Origin of the sequence: Salmonella sp. 5800, assembly GCF_046558195.1 — a bacterium.
In the GTDB taxonomy this organism is placed as follows: Bacteria; Pseudomonadota; Gammaproteobacteria; order Enterobacterales; family Enterobacteriaceae; genus Salmonella; species Salmonella enterica.
In genome coordinates this window covers 48,650-71,230 of record NZ_JBGDOX010000007.1, presented here as the reverse complement: position 1 = coordinate 71,230, position 22,581 = coordinate 48,650, and the positions used below count along the sequence as shown (strand labels likewise).

The following is a 22,581-nucleotide window of genomic DNA, read 5'->3' as shown; positions in this document are numbered from 1 at the left end:
ATTGCAAAGGAGAACGCTATGTTGAAATCCCCCCTGTTGTGGAAAATGATTACGTTAGGCGGCGCCATGATCCTGCTGTTAATTCCCCTGATGATGGTACGGCACACCATCGTGGAACGTGCTGATTATCGAAGCCATGTAGAAGCCGCTATTCGTCAGAGTACCAGCGGCCCGCAAAAGGTTGTCGGCCCGCTGGTGGCGGTTCCGGTGACAGAGCTCTATACCGTGCTGGAAGAGGAGAAAGAGGTCCAGTATAAGCGCAGTTATCTCTATTTTTGGCTGCCGGAGTCGCTATTGGTCGAAGGCAATCAAAACGTTGAAGCGCGAAAAATAGGTATTTATCAGGGGCAGGTGTGGCATACCGATATGGCGATAAAGGCGGAGTTTGATGTGGCCCGTCTGCATGAGCTGAACAGACCGAACATTACCCTTGGAAAGCCCTTTATCGTCGTGGGCGTCGGCGATGCGCGCGGTATCAGCGCAGTAAAAGCGCCGCAGGTGAATGGTGAAACGCTCACTGTAGAACCGGGGACCGGCTTACCGGAAAGTAGAGAGGGCATTCATATCCCGCTGCCGGACAGTCAGTGGGCGACGCGCAACCTGACGTTGGCGATGTCGCTAAATTTAAGCGGAACCGGCAGCTTTTCACTGGTTCCCGTCGGGCGTAGCAGTGAAATGACCCTGACCAGCAACTGGCCGCACCCAAATTTTGTGGGGGATTTTCTTCCCGGTAAACGCGCAATCAGCGGTTCGGGATTTCAGGCCCAGTGGCAAACCAGCCGGTTTGCCACGAATCTCGGCGAACAGTTTGCTGATGCGCAAAAGGTGGATTGGGACAACTTACCAGCGTTTAGCGTCGCTGTATCGACGCCAGCCGACCAGTATCAACTGACGGACAGAGCGACGAAATATGCCATTTTGTTGATTACGCTAACGTTTATGGCTTTCTTTGTCTTCGAAACCCTGACGGGGCAGCGGTTACACCCGATGCAGTATCTGCTGGTGGGGTTATCGCTGGTGATGTTCTACCTGCTGTTGCTGGCACTGTCGGAACATATCGGTTTCACGCCAGCCTGGATCGCCGCAAGCCTGGTGGGCGCGTTGATGAATAGCGTTTATTTGCAGGCGGTGCTGAAAGGATGGCGCAATAGCGTACTGTTTACGCTAGCGTTATTGGCGCTGGATGGCGTGATGTGGGGATTGCTGCGTTCGGAAGATAGCTCGTTGCTTCTGGGTACCGGCGTTCTGCTACTGGCGCTTGGCGGCGTGATGTTCCTGACGCGCCATCTGGACTGGTATTCGCTCTCTTGTCAGCAACGTAAGTCATTACCGCCAGTAAAAGATGACGAATTACGTTTGTGGAAATAAATCTAACGGGCGCGCGCGTTAACGTTTTCCCGCGCAGCGCCAGAAAATGTGATGCCGTTAGTTATAGGTCAGGTTTAATGTTGCCGTGGCATTCGCCTGGCCGGGAGTCACCGTGGCGGCGGTTTTATAGTAGCGCGCGCTAATTTTCAGGGTGGTCGACATATTCATGGTTCCGCCGTTAACCGTCTGGCTGCCATCGGCATTGGTGGTAATCGTGTGAGTAAAGAGATCAATTTTTTGATTAATTGGCAAACTGTCGGTAAAGAAACCGGCGTCCGGCGCCTGAATACCCAACTGTACGCCAACGCCGGTTGCGCTGGTTGGCGCGCTTGCATTGCTCAACTGGATGACTGAATTATCAGGGTTATTTCCGCTGGCCGGTTGGGCGCTTAACGATGCGGAGATAGCGGTGCCTTGTTCGCAGGTCAATAAGATATCCTGCTCGCCTGTGCCCGCGGTTTGACTGTTAGCGAAACTGCCTAAATTGACGCTGCCTAAATCCACGGTGATGGCAGGTGTTTCTACCCGACATCCCATCGCTTTCATAATCAATTGCGTATTCCCCAAATACAGATGGGTCAGGATATCGCCGCCGGAGTCTTCCGTTGCGCTATCGCGAAAAGATACGCGCGCCAGTGGACTTTGGAATGTCGCGGTACCGGAGGTGATCGGACCGCCTAAGGCGACCAGTTCAACATTGTAGGCGGGAGCCATCGCATGGTGTGTTTTATTGCCATCGCCATTATGGTAGGTATTATCGATTGGCATGACATTATCGTAAGGGCCAGCATTCGTTTGGGTTTTAATCGCAATGCCCACGCCGGAAATACCGGTGCTAAATACCGGCGTGTTGTTCCCGTCATTCGCATTGATTGTCGCTGATGTATTTGACTGCGCGCTACCGGGTTCATATAAAAAACCGACCTTATAATCGCGACTACAGCCATCCATTGTGACTTCGGAGGTGGAAACCCAGCCCGATTGCCACAACACCTCGCCTGCGGTATAGGCGTGGCTATCCACCACAAGCTGCGACGGCGGGGTGATAGTGATCGCGCCTTCATTACCGGAACGTTTACAGGAAGCGTAACCATGACTGGAGTACGCGAATAGCAGAATAAGCGCCAGATATAACCTTCTCATGAAAAATTCCTGCTTTTATACCAGGTGAAATAGAAAGATGTTATTGCCATGCGATAGTGATCGTCACAACGGACGTGAAATCCCCTGCCGTGACTTTTCCATACGGGGTATACATCCTTGCGGCGACAGGCAAATTGGCTTCGTGGGTATTACTGTTGATATCCACCGTGTAAGTGACGTTGTTGGCCAGATTGACCAGACTTTTGCCGTCCAGGTTAAAAAGCTGTAATCCTAAATCCTGCGCCGGATTGGCCGCGCTGTTTGCATAAATCGCAGAAGCATAATGCGGATCGGGATAAGGTACGCCGTTAAATGAAATCGCGGCTTTTGTGGTCGTTGCCGGGCAATTCGTCATTTTTATGGTAAAAGGAATGGTGGCGGTATTGCCACCGGCCACGGCGATATCCGCCCGGGCATATTGTCCAAGAGAGATCGTGTCGGGGACCGTCACGGTACACGGATCGGCATAAATTAATCCCGTAACGTTAATGTCTACGGCATCTGCGGTATTGTATGCCGCGTTGATCGAGGGCGACCATAATGCCAGACCCGTGAACGTTAACAGGGCGGCTAATGCAGCAAATCTGTTCATATTCATCTTTTATCCCACCAGAATCACTGGCATTGCTCGTGTAAGATTTCTACGCCAGAAGCGGAGGGGGAGCTCGGTATACGATAAGAGACCTGACACCGGTCTGCTGCTGTTGGTCCCCACTTCACTAATAACCGCCCTTGTTTTTCCAGTCCGGTTAACCAGGCTTGCCCCGCATCACCAACAAAACTGCTGTGATTGTCTGGTTTTGTTAAAGACGAGACGGTCGCGCCAAAAGGAACAGGCAGATTGTTTATGCGGGTTAATACCATCAATGCCTTGTAACCAATATTGGTTTTATATTCAGCCCTGACCACCGCGCCACGGGTAGGCACCAGCGTTTTACTGGTATCAATGAGCTCAATATTTTTTCTAATGCCCGTCGTATCTAAAGACACTTCATTACGATGGTAAGGCGAAGCATAAGGTACGACGGCATACCCGCGAAAATCGGTGTCCACGCCCGTTTCGTTATTCACGGGGACACCCGCTGCGCCAGGGGCTTTAACCAATATGATGGTGTCGTCCATTGGCTGGGATAGTGTCAGGCCATTTCGATGTAGTAGTACGCCGCCCTGAACGCCATAATTCAGGCGACGCATATGATTATCGTAGCTATATCCGCCGTTAATATCCGCATACGTCCCGTTATAGGTTGCGCTCACATTACCGCTGGTGGCTTTCTCTTGAGAGGAATAACCTTCCTGAACGCTCCATGAGAGATTTTTCTGTGCCAGCGCTGTTCCGTTTAAACCGACAGTATGCGTGGTATCGCCGTCTTTCGCGGAGTTCATATTGTAGGTGGCATACGTTGACGGCATAAAGGCATCTAACGGAATACTAATATTGATTGAAATTTGCTGGTCATTACTGTCTTCCGTATCGTCGTCTTCATCCTGAGAATTATCGGCGTTCAGCGTATAAGAATAGTTAATGCCATAGCTTACGTTATGCCATGTGTTGTTATAGCCAATACCTAATGATGTGGTATGAGTGTCATTCCAGTAATCTTCATTATATAAAGTGAGTGAAATGGAACCGTAGATAATGTCTTGTGATAACGACAGGTCGGTGCGATTGCGAACATGATCATAGTGACTATTATCGCTATAGGTATCCAGCACATCCTCAAGAGCGTAGTAATCTTTGGTCGAATAACGGTAGCCAGCGACAGTGAAATTGGTGCCTGTTGACTGAATATCTTTGCTGTAACGAATACGCCAGGATTGTCCGGTAAGCGTATCGCTAACCACATCGCCTGCTTTAATTTTTGACCATGAGTTGGTGACGTCTAAAGACAATGCGCCCAGATCGCCAAGGTTTAAACCTGTCCCGATGAGCGCCGCATGATAAACATCATTGCTCAGCGTACTCTCTATTCCGCCATAGGCGGTTATGCCGCCTGCTAATCCGTATAAGGCCGTCAGTTCAGCGAAGTTCTGTTGCGCGGAATGCGTATCTGATGAACGCGTGCGGCCTACCGTCAGGTCGTATTTCAGGTGGCCTTCACGCTGTAATACCGGAACGCTGGCGTAGGGCACAATGAAATGCTGTTCAGAACCATCGGATTCTTTGATGGTGACGTACAGGTCGCCCGAACCGCCGGTTGGATAAAGATCGTTGATGGCGAATGGACCCGCCGGAACGTTAGTTTTGTAGATGGTATAACCGTTTTGTTCAACGGTTACCTGCGCGCTGCTTTTGGCCACCCCGCGAATGACCGGGGCGAACCCTTTCATACTGTCCGGCAACATATCGTCATCAGAAGAGATCTGTACGCCTTTAAATGAAATACTGTCAAAGACGTCCGCGGGCGTGTTATTTTCCCCGGCGATCAGCTGTCCTTTTAAAAATTCGATATCGCGAGAAACATAGGTGTAGGCAGAATCCCAGCTATTTTGCCCATCGCTATCATGATTCCAGGTTGAGTAGTTGCGAAAACGCCATGCGCCAATGTTAATACCAGGGCGCAGGTTAGCGTATTCGCTATTTTCCGTCCGGTTTTCATCAATATCGTGATCCTGCGATCCGGTAAAACTGTAGTTCAGCAAAAAAGCATTAATGCCTTCATCCCATTCGCTGGTAGGGACGAATTCTCGCGGGTCGGCGATCAACGCGATTTGAGGGATCGCTAAATCCAGCCGGTTACCGATGACATTAAACTTTGCAACAGCGCCAGCCAGCAGACTAAGATCGGTACACCCGTTTGGGTCATTTTTAAGCTCGGGGAAGTTTTCTGTTTTTACGCCCCACTGCTTGAGTTGTTCAACGCTAAGACACGGCTGTAGGGAGAGCTTATTATCTGCTGATTTTTTATTTTTAAAGGCAATATTTTTTGTTTCAACACTGGTGTTATTAATATAAATATCAACATTATAGGTGCCTTCTGCCTGCCCCCCCTTTTCGAAAACCGATAGATCGACATTCTCCACGCCCGGTTCATCATTTTCCAACGATAATGGATTAAAATGATCATGCGCTAACGCTGGTTTTATGGAACAGCATATAAAGAGAAACGATAACGCTAATTGAGAACGGGGCTCTACTCTGGAGAATTGCACAGTAAAAGTCCTGAAAGGGTAAAAGTAAAGTGAAGTCGTTAATGGCTAGAATGAACCGGAATGCGGCTCTAAACTCATTCCATAATCGCTGATTAATCGCCACGTTACTGTGCCATGAGGGGCGGCAGTAGAACCCAATTTAAATGACGCTGATGATTTTGGCGGAACGAAGGTCGCTGATTTCACTTCATGGCTGTTAAGCGTCACACTGGCAAAGTTCATATAATAGGGAGTGGGGTTATTTACGGTAATAACATCACCTGCCGTCTGCCATTTTAATTGTTGGCTCTGGCTATCAGGCGTTGATTTTGTTAATGCTGGCGGTCGATATATAAGCTTTATTTGGGTATTAATGGAGATTTCCACGCGGTTCGCGGAGGCATTATCATCAATAGAAGGAATACCCTTAATATTGAGCCAGTACATAGACTCCCGATCTGCAGGTAGGGGGGCGCCAGAGCGAATAACCCGAATACTGTTCTTTTGCCCGGCATCAAGGCGAAAAAGAGGCGGGGTGATAATAAACGCCTGCTTATTTGTGACCTGGGGATCGGCAACCGATAACCATGACTGAACAAGATTAGCTTTGCTGTCTTTATTCTCTACATTGATTGACGACTCATCATTATTGCCGTCGAAAACCAGTCGGGTTCCGCCAACAACAATGCTGGCATGGGCAACATGGCTTGTCAGTAATACGACCAACACGGATTTCTTTATGTGTTTCATTTTTTACTCTGTAAAGATGTTTTACGCTATGGACTGGCATCCTGCCTGTCCACATCAGGATGAGAATGCCTTACTGATACGAAACGGTATACGTAACCTGAGTGCTAACATCTCCACCGGTTACGGTTGCGGAACCATCGTTTGCCATGGCGGCGTAATAGGTAAAGTCTGCTGTCGAGCCGTCGGTTGGCAGGTTCACTGCGGCATCATCCGTGTTATCTGTCACATCGCTATGTGAAGCGTTCTGAATAGAAATACCGACACCCGCGGCGCCCGTTTCCGATCCTTCGTCCGCGTTTTTGAAGTACGTTGGGTTGGAATCATCTGTTGCGCCGTGGAAGCGGAACATGGCCTGGGTTGGTACGCCAGTTCCTGCTTCCGGGCAGCTAACCAGGCTTACGGTAAACGGCACGTAATCGGTTGTGGCGCCTTTTTCCGCGATGCGTTCTTTGCTGTAATTACCTAAATCAATAGTGGTATCCGTGGAGCCATTAACCTGAACCGTACACGCCTGATCGTAAATTTTGCCATTGAACGTAATCGTGTTCTGGGCAAATACCGGTGTGGATGCTACGGCAGTTAACATTGCCAGGATGATAATTTTCTTATTAAACATATTAATTGTTGCCTGATTCTATTCGCTGAAAAATAAAGATAGCTATATAAAATAAAATATTATATTTTACTCTGTATGCGCTTCTTTCTGTTCTGTAGATAAGCAGGCGGCTATTCTACGTATATCAACTATGAACTCAATAAAAATTCTGATGCAATATTGAACGGCAGTCCAGTTTCGGACTCGGTAACAAAGTTTAATAAAATACCACTAAAGAAGTATGGTTGATGACTGGGTTTATAGAGCAAGATCTCTTTTTTGATAATAGTTATTATTTCCTGGAGGATTTATTTAACTCTATATTGCTTTCTTTTTAAGAATATACGACGCTTGTCCGTTTAAAATGAAACCGGCAGGTTTCGAAGCTCTAACAGTCTTCCATGCAGTATTTTTATATAGTCCCCCGCTTTTAGTTCTGAAAGTACCTGCATGATACGGCTGCGTGAAAGCCCGGTTCTCTGCTGTATGAAGTTCTGTGCGTTGATCTCAAATCGTGAGCTTTCAGGATACGACCACAGTTCAAGTAACAGCGCTTTTATCTGGCTATAGGCGTCCTGCCCGATAAGGTTTCTGTCACGGTTAGTCATGAAAGCAATGCGGTACATCAGGATGTTCGAAATGTCACGCCAGAGATGCTTTTCATCGGCTATTTCCACAAAATCTTTTACTGGGACAGGATAATATTCACAGGTGGTTTCGGCGATAAAAAAGACGTCTGAATTCTCTTCTAACTGGTATAAGTCAGCATAGGCATCTACAAGGCCTAAAATCATTGGTGAGACACCGCAGCCCATTACAATGCTGTCGATACGCCGACATACTTTAATAGCGCCTTTAGTGATTAACAGGATGTGGGATTGATTATCAATCTTGATATCCAGTGTTTTACCGGCCGTAATAGTGACAGGGGATATGTTTTGAATAACGTGCCGATGAATATTTAAAATGGCTTGCTGGTTTTTTTCTTTCCCTGTGGGACGATACACATTCCCGCCGTTTAACTGCTTCATATCTTCCCCATTATTATGGCTGATAAAGTGGTTGACTATTAAAAGGTAAACATAAATTTAATATTCACTTAAAATTATAATTAAGTAAATAAAAATAGCCAACAAGAATATTTAAGTCAATGTATTCACCTTATCAATGCATGAGCGACAACGCTGTTTTTAAGGTTAACCATAGTAAATGTGATGATTTTATTTGCAATCATTTTATGGCAGCTATCATAGGTACCGTGCTTAACGAGCGCGTAGAGCGTACAGGATAGCGAAGCGATGAACATCGCTGTTGGAGGATACGAATGAGAGAAAAGTACAAAATGCAGGCGGGCGGCGTTTTACTGAGCGAAATCGCCGCCTGCCGGAACTCCTCCCGGCGGGAGCCATAAGCGGTTAGCGGTACTGGACGATCAGACTTTGAATCTCCGGATGATCTTTTAACGACACGTGCCGTACCGTGGCGATTCCATTCATCAACGAAATAGCGTTTCCAGACGGTGTGGCGACTGTCTGCAAATGGGGGATATTATTCCGCGAACATGATACCTCGATATTGCGATCGTGAGGCGCAAGATTACAACCATATTCGACAATCTGGCCTTTGAAATGAATAACGCCTGCGGAGACCGGCGCGGTAGCAGCCAGCGCGGCTGATGAAGCTGACATCGCTGCGCAAAACAGGTAGCAGCATAATGGTGATTTTTTCATCTTTTGAAACCTCACGTCCTGTGAGCATCCCCTCATTTTTTGGGGACCAACAAATCCCGTGTATTACTCTTTAATGTTAATACACAAACTACCTTAACTTTCGCAAGCTGAGATAAACAGCGCTATACGACAATTTTTATGTAAAAGAGTACGTCATAACGGCAGGTCAGGAGGGAAAGCGGGGCCGCTTAGCGGAAGGGGAGCATAAGAAACAGCCAGTAAGAATAACTTACCGGCTGTTTTTACGGTTTGGTGCCTGGGCCGAATTAATCCTGCAGGTCGCCGCAGAAGCGATAACCTTCGCCGTGAATGGTGGCGATGATTTCCGGCGTATCCGGCGTGGATTCGAAATGCTTACGGATACGACGAATGGTAACGTCAACAGTACGGTCATGCGGCTTCAGCTCGCGGCCGGTCATTTTTTTCAACAGCTCTGCGCGCGACTGAATTTTGCCAGGGTTTTCGCAGAAGTGAAGCATCGCGCGGAACTCGCTACGCGGTAGTTTATACTGCTCGCCGTCCGGGCCGATCAGTGAACGACTGTTGATATCCAGTTCCCAACCGTTGAACTTGTAGCTTTCAACGCTACGACGCTCTTCGCTGACGGTACCCAGGTTCATGGTACGGGACAGCAGGTTGCGGGCACGGATGGTCAATTCGCGTGGGTTAAACGGTTTGGTGATGTAATCATCCGCGCCGATTTCGAGGCCGAGAATTTTGTCGACTTCGTTATCGCGGCCCGTCAGGAACATCAGCGCAACGTTAGCCTGTTCACGCAGTTCACGCGCTAACAGGAGACCGTTTTTCCCTGGCAGATTGATATCCATGATCACCAGGTTGATGTCATATTCAGAGAGGATCTGATGCATTTCCGCGCCATCTGTCGCTTCGAATACATCATAGCCTTCCGCTTCGAAAATACTTTTCAACGTGTTGCGTGTTACCAACTCGTCTTCAACGATAAGAATGTGCGGGGTCTGCATGTTTGCTACCTAAATTGCCAACTAAATCGAAACAGGAAGTACAAAAGTCCCTGACCTGCCTGATGCATGTCGCAAATTAACATGATCGGCGTAACATGACTAAAGTACGTAATTGCGTTCTTGATGCACTTTCCATCAACGTCAACAACATCATTAGCTTGGTCGTGGGTACTTTCCCTCTGGACCCGACAGTGTCAAAAACGGCTGTCATCCTAACCATTTTAACAGCAACATAACAGGCTAAGACGTACCGGACACCTAATAAAACTACGCTTCGTTGACATATATCAAGTTCAATTGTAGCACGTTAACAGTTTGATGAAATCATCGTAGCTAAATGCTAGCTTTCATCACAAATTTGCAATATTCCAACTAGTTACGTAAGCCAACTAATAAATGCGATGAATCCAAAGAGCAGGATCTATTTTAAATTAAATTATCCTAAATAAACAGCAGGATAACGATGTTCTGTTAACATAAACAGCAATAGTACAGATACGCAATAGTGTAGCGTCTTTTACGAAATCAAAAATGCTTTTTCAGTGATATCCGTTAAAATTTTGTAAATTTGCGAAGCGTAATATGCTTACAAACGCCAGCTAATTTCCTGTAAATTAGTCAAAAAGAGTAATGAAATGCGTGTAACAATCGTTCTTGTCGCTCCCGCCAGAGCGGAAAATATCGGCGCAGCCGCCCGGGCTATGAAGACCATGGGATTTACTGACCTGCGTATTGTCGACAGCCAGGCGCACCTGGAGCCCGCCACCCGTTGGGTCGCACATGGATCTGGAGATATTATTGATAATATTGAGGTTTTTCGCACCCTTGCCGACGCGCTCCACGATGTGGATTTTACCGTCGCGACGACAGCCCGCAGCCGGGCAAAATTTCATTACTACGCTTCGCCCGCTGAACTGGTTTCCTTATTACAGGAAAAATCACGCTGGATGCGTCATGCCGCGCTGGTTTTTGGCCGTGAGGATTCCGGTTTGACCAATGACGAGCTGGCGCTGGCGGATGTATTGACCGGCGTGCCGATGGCGGCGGATTACCCTTCGCTCAATCTGGGACAGGCAGTCATGGTGTATTGCTATCAATTAGCAGGTTTAATGCAACAGACCACTGAATCCGTTGATATTGCTGATGAATCGCAGTTACAGGCGTTACGCGCGCGCCTTTTACGTCTGTTAACGACTCTGGAGGCGGCCGATGACCACAAATTAACCGACTGGCTACAACAGCGAATCGGCCTGCTGGGACAGCGAGATACGGTAATGTTGCACCGTTTGGTCCATGATATTGAAAAAAAACTAACAAAATAACGTGCTGTAATTTTTAAAATAATAAGAGATTACGTCTGGTTGCAAGAGATCATGACAGGGGGAATTGGTTGAAAATAAATATATCGCCAGCAGCACATGAACAAGTTTCGGAATGTGATCAATTTAAAAATTTATTGACTTAGGCGGGCAGATACTTTAACCAATATAGGAATACAAGACAGACAAATAAAAATGACAGAGTACACAACATCCATGAACCGCATCAGCACCACCACCATTACCACCATCACCATTACCACAGGTAACGGTGCGGGCTGACGCGTACAGGAAACACAGAAAAAAGCCCGCACCTGAACAGTGCGGGCTTTTTTTTCGACCAGAGATCACGAGGTAACAACCATGCGAGTGTTGAAGTTCGGCGGTACATCAGTGGCAAATGCAGAACGTTTTCTGCGTGTTGCCGATATTCTGGAAAGCAATGCCAGGCAAGGGCAGGTAGCGACCGTACTTTCCGCCCCCGCGAAAATTACCAACCATCTGGTGGCAATGATTGAAAAAACTATCGGCGGCCAGGATGCTTTGCCGAATATCAGCGATGCCGAACGTATTTTTTCTGACCTGCTCGCAGGACTTGCCAGCGCGCAGCCGGGATTCCCGCTTGCACGGTTGAAAATGGTTGTCGAACAAGAATTCGCTCAGATCAAACATGTTTTGCATGGTATCAGCCTGCTGGGTCAGTGCCCGGATAGCATCAACGCCGCGCTGATTTGCCGTGGCGAAAAAATGTCGATCGCGATTATGGCGGGACTCCTGGAGGCGCGTGGACATCGCGTCACGGTGATCGATCCGGTAGAAAAATTGCTGGCGGTGGGCCATTACCTTGAATCTACCGTCGATATCGCGGAATCGACTCGCCGTATCGCCGCCAGCCAGATCCCAGCTGATCACATGATCCTGATGGCGGGCTTTACCGCCGGTAATGAAAAGGGTGAACTGGTGGTGCTGGGCCGTAATGGTTCCGACTATTCCGCCGCCGTGCTGGCCGCCTGTTTACGCGCTGACTGCTGTGAAATCTGGACTGACGTCGATGGCGTGTATACCTGTGACCCGCGTCAGGTGCCGGACGCCAGGCTGCTGAAATCGATGTCCTACCAGGAAGCTATGGAACTCTCTTACTTCGGCGCCAAAGTCCTTCACCCTCGCACCATAACGCCTATCGCCCAGTTCCAGATCCCCTGTCTGATTAAAAATACCGGCAATCCGCAGGCGCCAGGAACGCTGATCGGCGCGTCCAGCGACGATGATAATCTGCCGGTTAAAGGGATCTCTAACCTTAACAACATGGCGATGTTTAGCGTCTCCGGCCCGGGAATGAAAGGGATGATTGGGATGGCGGCGCGTGTTTTCGCCGCCATGTCTCGCGCCGGGATCTCGGTGGTGCTCATTACCCAGTCCTCCTCTGAGTACAGCATCAGCTTCTGTGTGCCGCAGAGTGACTGCGCGCGTGCCCGCCGTGCGATGCAGGATGAGTTCTATCTGGAGCTGAAAGAGGGGCTGCTGGAGCCGCTGGCGGTTACTGAGCGGTTGGCGATTATCTCTGTTGTCGGCGACGGTATGCGCACGCTACGCGGCATTTCAGCGAAATTCTTCGCCGCGCTGGCGCGGGCCAATATCAATATCGTGGCGATCGCTCAGGGATCTTCTGAGCGTTCCATTTCTGTAGTGGTGAATAACGACGATGCCACCACCGGCGTGCGGGTAACGCACCAGATGCTGTTCAATACCGATCAGGTGATTGAAGTGTTTGTCATTGGCGTCGGCGGCGTCGGCGGCGCGCTACTGGAACAGCTTAAACGTCAGCAAACCTGGCTGAAGAACAAGCACATCGATCTACGCGTGTGCGGCGTGGCGAACTCAAAGGCGTTGCTAACCAATGTGCATGGCCTGAATCTGGACAACTGGCAGGCGGAACTGGCGCAAGCGAACGCGCCGTTCAATCTGGGACGCTTAATTCGCCTGGTGAAAGAATATCATCTACTCAATCCGGTGATTGTTGATTGTACCTCCAGTCAGGCGGTGGCCGACCAGTATGCCGACTTCCTGCGTGAAGGGTTCCATGTGGTGACGCCAAACAAGAAAGCGAACACCTCGTCGATGGACTACTACCATCAGCTACGTTTCGCCGCCGCGCAATCACGGCGCAAATTCTTGTATGACACCAACGTCGGCGCTGGTTTGCCGGTAATCGAAAACCTGCAAAACCTGCTGAATGCGGGTGATGAACTGCAAAAATTTTCCGGCATTCTTTCCGGGTCGCTCTCTTTTATTTTCGGTAAACTGGAAGAGGGGATGAGTCTCTCACAGGCGACCGCGCTGGCGCGCGAGATGGGCTATACCGAACCGGATCCGCGCGACGATCTTTCCGGTATGGATGTGGCGCGGAAACTGTTGATCCTCGCCCGCGAGACGGGCCGCGAGCTGGAGCTTTCCGATATTGTGATTGAACCGGTGTTGCCGGACGGGTTTGACGCCTCCGGCGATGTGACCACCTTTATGGCGCATCTGCCGCAGCTTGACGATGCGTTTGCCGCCCGTGTGGCAAAAGCTCGTGATGAAGGTAAGGTATTGCGCTATGTGGGCAATATCGAAGAGGATGGCGTGTGCCGCGTGAAGATTGCCGAAGTTGATGGTAACGATCCGCTCTTCAAAGTGAAAAACGGTGAAAACGCGCTGGCGTTCTACAGCCACTATTATCAGCCCTTGCCGTTGGTGCTGCGCGGCTACGGCGCAGGCAATGATGTGACGGCGGCGGGCGTGTTTGCCGATCTGTTACGGACCCTCTCATGGAAGTTAGGAGTTTAACATGGTGAAAGTGTATGCCCCGGCTTCCAGCGCGAACATGAGCGTCGGTTTCGACGTGTTGGGCGCAGCCGTCACACCCGTTGACGGCACGTTGCTGGGCGATGTGGTATCCGTTGAAGCAGCGGACCATTTCCGTCTGCATAACCTGGGGCGATTTGCCGATAAACTGCCGCCGGAGCCGCGTGAAAATATTGTTTATCAGTGCTGGGAACGTTTTTGCCAGGCATTGGGGAAAACCATCCCGGTGGCGATGACGCTGGAAAAAAATATGCCGATTGGTTCCGGGTTAGGGTCCAGCGCCTGTTCCGTCGTCGCCGCGCTGGTCGCGATGAATGAGCACTGCGGCAAACCGTTAAACGACACGCGTCTGTTGGCGCTGATGGGCGAGCTGGAAGGCCGTATCTCCGGCAGCATCCATTACGATAACGTCGCGCCGTGCTTTCTTGGCGGTATGCAGTTGATGATTGAAGAAAACGGCATTATTAGTCAGCAGGTGCCGGGCTTTGATGAGTGGCTATGGGTACTGGCTTATCCGGGCATTAAAGTTTCCACCGCAGAAGCACGGGCCATTTTGCCTGCGCAGTATCGCCGTCAGGATTGCATTGCGCATGGACGGCATCTGGCCGGTTTTATTCACGCCTGTTACTCGCGGCAGCCGCAGCTTGCCGCCGCGCTGATGAAAGATGTTATTGCCGAACCATACCGCGCGCGTTTACTGCCGGGCTTTAGCCAGGCGCGGCAGGCGGTGTCGGAGATCGGCGCGCTGGCGAGCGGGATTTCCGGGTCGGGGCCGACGCTGTTTGCGCTATGCGATAAACCGGAGACGGCGCAGCGCGTCGCGGACTGGCTGAGCAAACATTATCTGCAAAATCAGGAAGGCTTCGTTCATATTTGCCGGCTGGATACGGCGGGCGCACGAGTAGTGGGATAATCAATGAAACTCTATAATCTGAAAGACCATAATGAGCAGGTCAGCTTTGCGCAGGCCGTCACGCAAGGACTGGGCAAACAGCAGGGACTTTTTTTTCCGCACGAACTGCCGGAGTTTAGCCTGACGGAAATTGATGAGATGCTCAACCAGGACTTTGTCAGCCGTAGCGCAAAGATCCTCTCGGCATTTATTGGCGATGAAATACCGCAGCAAATTCTGGAAGAGCGCGTCCGCGCGGCGTTTGCGTTCCCGGCGCCGGTAGCGCAGGTAGAAAGCGATGTCGGCTGCCTGGAGCTGTTCCATGGTCCGACGCTGGCCTTTAAAGACTTCGGCGGGCGTTTTATGGCGCAAATGCTGACGCATATCAGCGGCGACAAACCGGTGACGATTCTGACCGCAACGTCAGGCGATACCGGCGCGGCGGTGGCTCACGCGTTCTATGGCCTGGAAAATGTGCGGGTCGTCATTCTCTACCCGCGCGGTAAAATCAGTCCGTTGCAGGAAAAACTGTTCTGTACGCTGGGCGGCAACATTGAAACCGTGGCGATCGACGGCGATTTCGATGCTTGCCAGGCGCTGGTGAAACAGGCATTTGATGACGAAGATCTGAAAACGGCGCTGGGGCTGAATTCGGCTAATTCGATTAATATCAGCCGCCTGTTGGCGCAAATTTGCTACTACTTTGAAGCCGTGGCGCAACTGCCGCAGGAGGCGCGTAACCAACTGGTGATCTCCGTACCCAGCGGCAACTTTGGCGATTTGACGGCAGGACTGCTGGCGAAGTCGTTAGGCCTACCGGTGAAACGCTTTATCGCCGCTACCAACGTCAACGACACGGTGCCGCGTTTTCTGCATGACGGGAAGTGGGCGCCGAAAGCGACGCAGGCGACCCTGTCGAATGCGATGGATGTCAGCCAGCCGAATAACTGGCCGCGCGTGGAGGAGCTATTCCGCCGTAAAATCTGGCGTCTGACTGAGCTGGGCTATGCGGCGGTAGATGATACTACGACACAGCAGACGATGCGCGAGCTGAAAGCGAAAGGTTATATCTCGGAACCTCATGCGGCGGTAGCGTATCGGGCATTACGCGACCAGTTAAACCCTGGCGAGTATGGCTTGTTTCTCGGAACGGCACATCCGGCGAAGTTTAAAGAAAGCGTGGAGTCCATTCTGGGAGAAACGCTGGCCTTGCCTGAAGCGCTCGCCGAACGCGCCGACCTGCCGCTACTTTCACATCATCTGCCTGCGGATTTTGCCGCCCTGCGTAAGCTGATGATGACCCGCCAGTAACCATTGCGCCCGGTGGCGCTGTCGCTTACCGGGCCTATGGGGTGGTGTCGATTTGTAGGCCGGATAAGGCGTAACCGCCATCCGGCGATGCCGTTACTGCTCGTAGCGTTTAAAGATCAGCTCGTCTTGTGTGGAGGTTTCTTCATCAAAGAAATACCCTTCACGGTCAAACGCGGTAAGCTGTTCCGGCTTCGTTAAGCGGTTTTCAATAATAAAACGACTCATCAGTCCGCGCGCTTTTTTGGCGTAGAAGCTTACCACCTTAAACTTGCCGTTTTTCTCATCAAGGAACACGGGCTTAATCAGTTCGGCATTCAGTTTCTTTGGCTTCACCGATTTAAAATATTCCTCGGAGGCCAGATTCACCACCACCCGATCGCCCTGCGCCTCAAGCGCTTCGTTGAGCTTATCGGTAATGATATCGCCCCAGAATTGATAAAGATCTTTGCCGCGCGGATTCTCCAGGCGAATCCCCATCTCCAGACGATAAGGCTGCATTAAATCCAGCGGGCGCAATACGCCATACAAGCCAGAGAGCATACGCAGATGCTGTTGAGCAAAATCAAAATCCGCGTCGTTGAACGTTTCCGCCTGTAGGCCGGTATAAACATCGCCTTTAAACGCCAGAATCGCCTGGCGTGCATTATCCGGCGTAAAATGAGGCTGCCAGTCATGAAAACGCGTGGCGTTGAGATCCGCCAGTTTGTCGCTAATTCCCATCAGCCTGGAAATTTGCGGCGCCGAAAGCTGGCGGGCCTGTTGAATAAGCTGCTGGCTGTGATCCAATAGCTCCGGCTGGGTATAGCGGGTCGTGGCCAGCGGGCTTTGATAATCAAGCGTTTTTGCAGGTGAAATCAGAATCAGCATATCCAGTCCTTGCAGGGAATTTTCTGCGACTTTAGCAAAAAAACGTCGCAGAGTTGACCGATGGTTGCGATTGTCGGCTTAGTCGCGCGATGCCGCATCCCAGGTATCTGGCGCCAGTTGTGGTTCGATATCCGGGAAGCGCCGCGGATCGAACTGCGGTCTTACGCCCAGTTTCCGTTGTCGCAGATAATCGCTGGCGAGGGTATACACCACCGGTGAGAGCAACAAAATCGCCGTCAGATTGGTAATGGCCATACAGGCCATGATCATGTCAGCGAGCTGCCATATCAGCGGAAAACTGATAAGCGTACCGGCGATAACCATGCCAAGCGTCGCAAGGCGTAATAGCCAGATGGCCTTTGCGTTATGTAACCGCAGAAAAAACAGATTGTTCTCGGCGTAAATATAGTTGGCGACGATAGAACTGAACGCGAACAGAATGACGATAAGCGCGACAAAGCTGGCGCCCCATTCACCGGTCAACGAAACCATTGCATGTTGGAGAAGCTGAATGCCTTCTGTTGACGAATGGGACGCGTGATTCCCCGCCAGCAGGATAATCATCGCGCTGGCGGTACAGATGATAATGGTGTCGCTGAATACGCCAATCATTTGCACAATCCCCTGCGCGACAGGGTGAGGGGGATACGACGTTGCCGCTGCGGCCGCATTAGGCGTTGACCCCATTCCCGCTTCATTAGAGAACATCCCACGCTGAAAACCGCTGGTAATAGCCTGAGTGAGCGTATATCCGGCTGCGCCTGCCGCGGCTTCCTGCCAGCCAAGTGCGCTTTTGACTATCGAGGCGATAACGCCAGGCATTTGCTCAATATGCCAGAGGCAAATGAACACGCTGCCGGCGACCCACAATAACGCGATGAGGGGAATCAGCCATTGCATCAGGCGGGCGACGCCTTTTATGCCGTGAATGATAATTAACAGGGCACAGAACGCCAGAGCAATGCCGGAGATAAGTGGCGGAATGTTGAAGGCGAAATGGAGCGCGCGTGAGACGGCATTCGCCTGCACGCTATTAAAAATCAACCCGTAGGCGACGAGCAGAAAGAGGGCGAAAACCACGCCCATCCAGCGCATTCCCAGCCCGCGCGCCATATACCACGCCGGGCCACCGCGGAACTGGCCTGTCGGGTCACGTTCTTTATAAAGCTGGGCAAGCGAACACTCGGCGAAGGAGGTCGCCATACCAATGATGGCCGAGACCCACATCCAGAATACCGCGCCGGGACCGCCTGCGGCGATAGCCAGCGCCACGCCGGCCAGATTACCGCTGCCAATCCGCGCCGCGAGGCTGGTACACAGTGCCTGAAATGACGTCAGACCGCCTGGCTGCGGGCTAAAGCTGCCTTTCAGACTGCGGCTAAATTGGCGAATATAACGAAATTGAATGAATCCGGTACGCCAGGTAAACCAACATCCTGCGCCGAGCAGCAGGTAAATCATTACCGAGCCCCAGAGTATTTCGTTAATAAAACTGAAAAACTCAGGCATTAACGTCCCTCTTGTTGATGCCGTCACGCTTTGATGATCCTGTATAAGCGTGACCCATGATGTAGATGACCTTGTCAGACTAATATTAACGGCAGTTTACCATAAATACGGCGGTATCCTTTAATTGCGCATCAACCATTGGCAGATACGCAAACAGTGCACAAGGGCAGCCAGGTGCATGTAGGCGGTTGCGCTGTGAGTGCGTCGTGTTATCATCAGGGTAGACCGGTTACATCCCCTAACAAGCTGTTTAAAGAGAAACTCTATCATGACGGACAAATTGACCTCCCTTCGTCAGTTCACCACCGTAGTGGCTGATACCGGAGATATCGCGGCAATGAAGCTGTACCAGCCGCAGGATGCTACAACTAACCCTTCTCTCATTCTTAACGCAGCGCAAATCCCGGAATATCGTAAGCTGATTGACGATGCTGTCGCCTGGGCGAAACAGCAGAGCAGCAACCGCGCGCAGCAGGTTGTTGACGCGACCGATAAGCTGGCGGTGAATATTGGCCTGGAAATCCTGAAGCTGGTGCCGGGGCGTATTTCTACCGAAGTTGACGCGCGTCTGTCTTATGACACTGAAGCGTCTATCGCCAAAGCAAAACGTATCATTAAACTCTACAATGATGCGGGTATCAGCAACGATCGTATCCTGATCAAGCTGGCGTCCACCTGGCAGGGCATTCGCGCAGCCGAACAGCTGGAAAAAGAAGGCATCAACTGTAACCTGACGCTGCTGTTCTCCTTCGCGCAGGCGCGTGCGTGCGCCGAAGCGGGCGTCTACCTGATCTCGCCGTTCGTAGGTCGTATTCTTGACTGGTATAAAGCCAATACCGACAAGAAAGACTATGCGCCAGCTGAAGATCCGGGCGTGGTTTCCGTAACGGAAATCTACGAGTACTACAAACAGCATGGTTACGAAACCGTCGTTATGGGCGCAAGCTTCCGTAACGTAGGCGAAATTCTGGAGCTGGCGGGCTGCGACCGTCTGACTATCGCGCCGGCATTGCTGAAAGAACTGGCGGAAAGCGAAGGGGCGATTGAGCGTAAGCTCTCTTTCTCCGGCGAAGTCAAAGCGCGTCCGGAACGCATTACCGAAGCCGAGTTCCTGTGGCAGCATCACCAGGATCCGATGGCGGTTGACAAACTGGCGGATGGTATCCGTAAGTTTGCGGTAGACCAGGAAAAACTGGAAAAAATGATCGGCGATCTGCTGTAATCATTAACGCGTGGCCCTGATATGGGTCACGCTACCTCTTCTGAAACCTGTCTGTCCTTCCCTTCGCAGTGTATCATTCTGTTTAACGAGACTGTTTTAACGGAATAATTATGGATACCTTACGTATTGGCTTAGTTTCTATCTCCGACCGCGCTTCAAGCGGCGTTTACCAGGATAAAGGCATTCCTGCGCTTGAGGAGTGGCTCGCTTCTGCACTGACCACGCCTTTCGAGGTCCAACGGCGCTTAATTCCTGATGAACAGGAAATTATCGAGCAAACGTTGTGTGAACTGGTCGATGAGATGAGCTGTCATCTGGTGCTGACCACTGGCGGTACCGGTCCGGCACGTCGCGACGTCACGCCGGACGCGACCCTTGCCATCGCTGACCGTGAAATGCCAGGTTTTGGCGAGCAGATGCGCCAGATCAGCCTGCGCTTTGTGCCGACCGCCATTCTTTCCCGCCAGGTGGGCGTTATCCGTAAACAGGCGTTAATTCTTAATCTGCCTGGACAGCCAAAATCGATCAAAGAAACGCTGGAAGGCGTAAAAGCGGACGATGGCAGCGTTAGCGTGCCGGGCATTTTTGCGAGCGTGCCGTATTGCATACAGCTGCTTGACGGGCCGTATGTCGAAACCGCGCCGGAAGTGGTTGCCGCTTTCCGTCCGAAGAGCGCCAGACGTGAGAATATGTCATCCTGACCGGAAGATACTGATAGTAGGGTTATTCCTCCCGATGCGGGAGGAATAAAGAGATTTAGTGCGCTTCGCCGATTGGCAGAATAGTGCGGCCAAATTGCTCGTTTAGCACTTCACCCATCGCCAGATAAATAGCGCTGGCACCGCAAACCAGACCAACCCAGCCTGCGATATGGATAATGGCTTCGTTACCGGTGATATTGCCGACCGCCAGCAGAGCGAACAGTACGGTCAGGCTCAGGAAAACAAATTGCAGCGCGCGGGCGGCTTTCAGCGTACCAAAGAACATAAACAGCGTGAACACGCCCCACAGACCTAAATAAGCGCCGAGTAGCTGAGCGTCAGGCGCATCCGTCAGGCCCATTTTCGGCATCAGCAGGATAGCGACCAGCGTCAGCCAGAACGAACCGTAAGAGGTAAAGGCCGTTAAACCAAAGGTATTGCCTTTTTTGTACTCCAGCAGACCGGCAAAAATTTGCGCGATACCGCCGTAGAAAATCCCCATCGCCAGAATAATACCGTCCAGGGCGAAAAAACCGGCATTGTGCAGGTTAAGCAGAATGGTGGTCATGCCGAAGCCCATCAGGCCCAGCGGTGCCGGATTAGCCAACTTAGTGTTGCCCATAATTCCTCAAAATCATCATAATTGAATGGTGAAATAGTTTCCCAGAATAACGAGTTCCGTATTCGGGGCGCGGCATAATAATCAGGGGGAAGAGGACTGTCTATGATCTAATAAGGGGGAAAAGAAAATATTTCCCCCTGTGAGGGCGTTCACGCCTGAACGGCTGCCATCATTCGTCGCAGGCAGGCTATTTGCAACACCGCCGGAATAGTCACGCGATACGCGCTGCCGCTCATCGCTTTGACGCCGTTTAACGCCGCGCCGACCGGGCCGCCAAGACCTGCGCCGCGCAGCAATCCGTGACCCAGGATGCTCATTGCGGCATGGGTACGCAAAATGCGGGTAAGCTGGGTGGAAAGCAGGTGGGAGACCCCTTTTGCCAGACGGCGATCTTTCATGAGCAGCGGCAGCAGTTCTTCCAGTTCAGAAACTTTGGCGTCTACGGCTTGCAGAAATTCCTGCTTATGCGCCGCGTCCATCTTCTGCCAGGTATGACGTAAAAAATGCTCCAGCAGTTGCTGTTCTATTTCAAACGTCGACATGCTTTTATCTGCTTTGAGTTTTAGCCGTTTTGCGACATCCAGCAGAATCGCGCGGTACTGTTTTCCGTGTCCGCGCAATTTGTTGGCGATACTGTCGCCGCCGTAATGCTGAAACTCGCCGGCAATGAGCTGCCAGTTACGGCGGTGTTGCTCCGGGTGACCTTCCATCGCTTTGAACAGCTCGTTATGACTAAGGACGCTCGACAAGCGAGCCTTGCCCTTTTCGTTATGCGTCAGCAAACGGGCGAAATCGGCGAGTTGTTCTTCGCTACAATGCTGAAGAAAGTCTAAATCCTCGTCGTGTAAATAGGTGACGTTCATTTTCAGTCTGGCTTTTGGAATAGAAATAACAGCGATTAATCGTCGCCAATGACTTTAAGTCTCGCCATATCGGAAGAATTTACCGTATGGCCTGAGAAGGTAATCTTTGATACGCAGCGTTTGTTGTCGTTATCGCTATTAATATTGATCCAGCCTGTCGTCTGGCCCTCTTTGATTGAGGAAGGGACGTTCAGGTTTTGGCTGGCGCTACGCGCAGTTTTAAAATAGACGGATGCGCCGCTAAGTTCGATGTCGCCGTGATCCGCCGTGAGTTGAATGCGCTTCACGATGCGGCAGACGGGAATTTTCAGCGCGAGATCGTTCGTTTCATTTCTGGGCATGGCAATAACACCCAGTATTTTATGGTCGTTCGCGTGCGCGACGCTACTTAACGCCAGGCCGAAAAGCAGGCCGGCGGAAATCGTTAACACAGATCGCATGGAATTTCTCTTTGACGGGTTCAATAAGCAATTACCGTCTATCATACTCTGCTCATGACAACGATTCAGTTTTGTAATCTTTTCTTTTTATTACAATTTTTCTGTGAATAGTATTCGTTGTTTAATTTATTTCATGAATGTTTATCTGTCTGGTTTTCCATCGCGCCCTCTCGTCACTAAAAAATTTTTTCATCTCCCCCTTGATGACGTGGGTTACGACCCCATCTTGTAGTCAACCGCAGTGGTGAGTCTGAAAAAAAACGATTCAGGGTAGTTGAAACCGCACGTTT

22 protein-coding genes and 1 other annotated feature are annotated in these 22,581 nt (G+C 50.7%); of the genes, 9 read left to right on the top strand and 13 right to left on the bottom strand.

The features are described 5' to 3' along the window. Positions 1-18 precede the first annotated feature (18 nt). On the top strand, positions 19-1,368 hold the full coding sequence (gene creD, locus ACLJZ5_RS14250; RefSeq protein ID WP_000920382.1) for a cell envelope integrity protein CreD: 1,350 nt from the start codon (positions 19-21) through the stop codon (positions 1,366-1,368). 57 nt (positions 1,369-1,425) lie between these two features. Here the strand turns inward: creD and sthE are convergent, their stop codons facing one another. The 8 genes from sthE to arcA form a co-directional block, all read right to left on the bottom strand. Continuing rightward, on the bottom strand, positions 1,426-2,511 hold the full coding sequence (gene sthE / locus ACLJZ5_RS14245; protein WP_001253775.1) for a fimbrial major subunit SthE: 1,086 nt from the start codon (positions 2,509-2,511) through the stop codon (positions 1,426-1,428). A gap of 40 nt (positions 2,512-2,551) precedes the next feature. Continuing rightward, positions 2,552-3,109 carry a fimbrial protein gene (locus ACLJZ5_RS14240; protein WP_024797400.1) on the bottom strand — a complete coding sequence of 186 codons (558 nt, stop codon included), beginning with the start codon at positions 3,107-3,109 and terminating at the stop codon, positions 2,552-2,554. Between the two features lie 17 nt (positions 3,110-3,126). Then, positions 3,127-5,664 carry a fimbrial outer membrane usher protein gene (locus tag ACLJZ5_RS14235; RefSeq protein WP_001160707.1) on the bottom strand — a complete coding sequence of 846 codons (2,538 nt, stop codon included), beginning with the start codon at positions 5,662-5,664 and terminating at the stop codon, positions 3,127-3,129. A 45-nt stretch (positions 5,665-5,709) separates the two neighbouring features. Continuing rightward, positions 5,710-6,393: a fimbrial biogenesis chaperone SthA gene (gene sthA / locus ACLJZ5_RS14230; protein WP_000680522.1), complete on the bottom strand. Its 684-nt coding sequence runs from the start codon at positions 6,391-6,393 to the stop codon at positions 5,710-5,712. A 70-nt stretch (positions 6,394-6,463) separates the two neighbouring features. Next, entirely contained in the window at positions 6,464-7,009 is a 546-nt protein-coding gene (locus tag ACLJZ5_RS14225; RefSeq protein WP_000482239.1) for a fimbrial protein, read from the bottom strand. Between the two features lie 338 nt (positions 7,010-7,347). Continuing rightward, the gene (locus tag ACLJZ5_RS14220) at positions 7,348-8,019 is read right to left on the bottom strand and encodes a winged helix-turn-helix transcriptional regulator (RefSeq protein WP_024797401.1); all 672 of its coding nucleotides are present in this window, start codon (positions 8,017-8,019) and stop codon (positions 7,348-7,350) included. 384 nt (positions 8,020-8,403) lie between these two features. Next, the gene (locus tag ACLJZ5_RS14215; protein ID WP_000749516.1) at positions 8,404-8,718 is read right to left on the bottom strand and encodes a hypothetical protein; all 315 of its coding nucleotides are present in this window, start codon (positions 8,716-8,718) and stop codon (positions 8,404-8,406) included. Between the two features lie 266 nt (positions 8,719-8,984). Further along, positions 8,985-9,701 (bottom strand): two-component system response regulator ArcA, encoded by a 717-nt coding sequence (gene arcA / locus ACLJZ5_RS14210; RefSeq protein WP_001194359.1) that lies wholly within the window; start codon positions 9,699-9,701, stop codon positions 8,985-8,987. Positions 9,702-9,796: 95 nt separating this feature from the next. Between arcA and yjjY the strand changes: the two genes are divergently transcribed. From yjjY to thrC, 6 genes are all read left to right on the top strand, one after another. Further along, positions 9,797-9,937: a protein YjjY gene (yjjY, locus tag ACLJZ5_RS14205; protein WP_001541509.1), complete on the top strand. Its 141-nt coding sequence runs from the start codon at positions 9,797-9,799 to the stop codon at positions 9,935-9,937. 399 nt (positions 9,938-10,336) lie between these two features. Continuing rightward, complete coding sequence (locus tag ACLJZ5_RS14200) at positions 10,337-11,023, top strand: tRNA/rRNA methyltransferase (RefSeq protein WP_024797402.1); 687 nt, start codon at positions 10,337-10,339, stop codon at positions 11,021-11,023. A 213-nt stretch (positions 11,024-11,236) separates the two neighbouring features. Continuing rightward, the gene (gene thrL, locus ACLJZ5_RS14195; RefSeq protein WP_001575544.1) at positions 11,237-11,302 is read left to right on the top strand and encodes a thr operon leader peptide; all 66 of its coding nucleotides are present in this window, start codon (positions 11,237-11,239) and stop codon (positions 11,300-11,302) included. Then, positions 11,238-11,358, top strand: a sequence feature (Thr leader region). Its footprint overlaps the gene before it by 65 nt. Before the next feature lie 25 nt (positions 11,359-11,383). Continuing rightward, positions 11,384-13,846 carry a bifunctional aspartate kinase/homoserine dehydrogenase I gene (thrA, locus tag ACLJZ5_RS14190; protein WP_001264680.1) on the top strand — a complete coding sequence of 821 codons (2,463 nt, stop codon included), beginning with the start codon at positions 11,384-11,386 and terminating at the stop codon, positions 13,844-13,846. A 1-nt stretch (position 13,847) separates the two neighbouring features. Then, positions 13,848-14,777 carry a homoserine kinase gene (gene thrB / locus ACLJZ5_RS14185; protein ID WP_000241685.1) on the top strand — a complete coding sequence of 310 codons (930 nt, stop codon included), beginning with the start codon at positions 13,848-13,850 and terminating at the stop codon, positions 14,775-14,777. A gap of 3 nt (positions 14,778-14,780) precedes the next feature. Further along, positions 14,781-16,067: a threonine synthase gene (thrC, locus tag ACLJZ5_RS14180; protein WP_024797403.1), complete on the top strand. Its 1,287-nt coding sequence runs from the start codon at positions 14,781-14,783 to the stop codon at positions 16,065-16,067. A 93-nt stretch (positions 16,068-16,160) separates the two neighbouring features. Here thrC and yaaA read toward each other — a convergent pair whose 3' ends face one another. Beyond that, positions 16,161-16,934, bottom strand: a complete 774-nt coding sequence (yaaA, locus tag ACLJZ5_RS14175; protein WP_024797404.1) for a peroxide stress protein YaaA — start codon at positions 16,932-16,934, stop codon at positions 16,161-16,163. Positions 16,935-17,012: 78 nt separating this feature from the next. Further along, positions 17,013-18,443, bottom strand: a complete 1,431-nt coding sequence (locus ACLJZ5_RS14170; RefSeq protein WP_024797405.1) for an alanine/glycine:cation symporter family protein — start codon at positions 18,441-18,443, stop codon at positions 17,013-17,015. Positions 18,444-18,711: 268 nt separating this feature from the next. Between ACLJZ5_RS14170 and tal the strand changes: the two genes are divergently transcribed. Both tal and mog read left to right on the top strand, forming a co-directional pair. After that, the gene (tal, locus tag ACLJZ5_RS14165) at positions 18,712-19,665 is read left to right on the top strand and encodes a transaldolase (RefSeq protein WP_000130179.1); all 954 of its coding nucleotides are present in this window, start codon (positions 18,712-18,714) and stop codon (positions 19,663-19,665) included. 110 nt (positions 19,666-19,775) lie between these two features. Continuing rightward, positions 19,776-20,366 (top strand): molybdopterin adenylyltransferase, encoded by a 591-nt coding sequence (mog, locus tag ACLJZ5_RS14160; RefSeq protein WP_000380373.1) that lies wholly within the window; start codon positions 19,776-19,778, stop codon positions 20,364-20,366. A gap of 55 nt (positions 20,367-20,421) precedes the next feature. Here mog and satP read toward each other — a convergent pair whose 3' ends face one another. From satP to ACLJZ5_RS14145, 3 genes are all read right to left on the bottom strand, one after another. Beyond that, complete coding sequence (gene satP, locus ACLJZ5_RS14155; protein WP_000528525.1) at positions 20,422-20,988, bottom strand: acetate uptake transporter; 567 nt, start codon at positions 20,986-20,988, stop codon at positions 20,422-20,424. 149 nt (positions 20,989-21,137) lie between these two features. Further along, complete coding sequence (gene msyB / locus ACLJZ5_RS14150; RefSeq protein WP_001103472.1) at positions 21,138-21,851, bottom strand: acidic protein MsyB; 714 nt, start codon at positions 21,849-21,851, stop codon at positions 21,138-21,140. A 35-nt stretch (positions 21,852-21,886) separates the two neighbouring features. Further along, entirely contained in the window at positions 21,887-22,291 is a 405-nt protein-coding gene (locus tag ACLJZ5_RS14145) for a DUF2541 family protein (RefSeq protein ID WP_001258082.1), read from the bottom strand. Positions 22,292-22,581: the final 290 nt, after the last annotated feature.

What these genes read in the sequence shown, in the direction of transcription:
- ACLJZ5_RS14225 (WP_000482239.1), bottom strand. Translation starts at nt 7,009, where the DNA reads ATGTTTAATAAGAAAATTATCATCCTGGCAATGTTAACTGCCGTAGCA.
- ACLJZ5_RS14220 (WP_024797401.1), bottom strand. Translation starts at nt 8,019, where the DNA reads ATGAAGCAGTTAAACGGCGGGAATGTGTATCGTCCCACAGGGAAAGAA.
- mog (WP_000380373.1), top strand. Translation starts at nt 19,776, where the DNA reads ATGGATACCTTACGTATTGGCTTAGTTTCTATCTCCGACCGCGCTTCA.
- ACLJZ5_RS14215 (WP_000749516.1), bottom strand. Translation starts at nt 8,718, where the DNA reads ATGAAAAAATCACCATTATGCTGCTACCTGTTTTGCGCAGCGATGTCA.
- sthE (WP_001253775.1), bottom strand. Translation starts at nt 2,511, where the DNA reads ATGAGAAGGTTATATCTGGCGCTTATTCTGCTATTCGCGTACTCCAGT.
- ACLJZ5_RS14170 (WP_024797405.1), bottom strand. Translation starts at nt 18,443, where the DNA reads ATGCCTGAGTTTTTCAGTTTTATTAACGAAATACTCTGGGGCTCGGTA.
- yaaA (WP_024797404.1), bottom strand. Translation starts at nt 16,934, where the DNA reads ATGCTGATTCTGATTTCACCTGCAAAAACGCTTGATTATCAAAGCCCG.
- thrA (WP_001264680.1), top strand. Translation starts at nt 11,384, where the DNA reads ATGCGAGTGTTGAAGTTCGGCGGTACATCAGTGGCAAATGCAGAACGT.
- sthA (WP_000680522.1), bottom strand. Translation starts at nt 6,393, where the DNA reads ATGAAACACATAAAGAAATCCGTGTTGGTCGTATTACTGACAAGCCAT.
- satP (WP_000528525.1), bottom strand. Translation starts at nt 20,988, where the DNA reads ATGGGCAACACTAAGTTGGCTAATCCGGCACCGCTGGGCCTGATGGGC.
- msyB (WP_001103472.1), bottom strand. Translation starts at nt 21,851, where the DNA reads ATGAACGTCACCTATTTACACGACGAGGATTTAGACTTTCTTCAGCAT.
- yjjY (WP_001541509.1), top strand. Translation starts at nt 9,797, where the DNA reads ATGACTAAAGTACGTAATTGCGTTCTTGATGCACTTTCCATCAACGTC.
- ACLJZ5_RS14240 (WP_024797400.1), bottom strand. Translation starts at nt 3,109, where the DNA reads ATGAATATGAACAGATTTGCTGCATTAGCCGCCCTGTTAACGTTCACG.
- thrB (WP_000241685.1), top strand. Translation starts at nt 13,848, where the DNA reads ATGGTGAAAGTGTATGCCCCGGCTTCCAGCGCGAACATGAGCGTCGGT.
- creD (WP_000920382.1), top strand. Translation starts at nt 19, where the DNA reads ATGTTGAAATCCCCCCTGTTGTGGAAAATGATTACGTTAGGCGGCGCC.
- thrC (WP_024797403.1), top strand. Translation starts at nt 14,781, where the DNA reads ATGAAACTCTATAATCTGAAAGACCATAATGAGCAGGTCAGCTTTGCG.
- arcA (WP_001194359.1), bottom strand. Translation starts at nt 9,701, where the DNA reads ATGCAGACCCCGCACATTCTTATCGTTGAAGACGAGTTGGTAACACGC.
- ACLJZ5_RS14200 (WP_024797402.1), top strand. Translation starts at nt 10,337, where the DNA reads ATGCGTGTAACAATCGTTCTTGTCGCTCCCGCCAGAGCGGAAAATATC.
- tal (WP_000130179.1), top strand. Translation starts at nt 18,712, where the DNA reads ATGACGGACAAATTGACCTCCCTTCGTCAGTTCACCACCGTAGTGGCT.
- ACLJZ5_RS14145 (WP_001258082.1), bottom strand. Translation starts at nt 22,291, where the DNA reads ATGCGATCTGTGTTAACGATTTCCGCCGGCCTGCTTTTCGGCCTGGCG.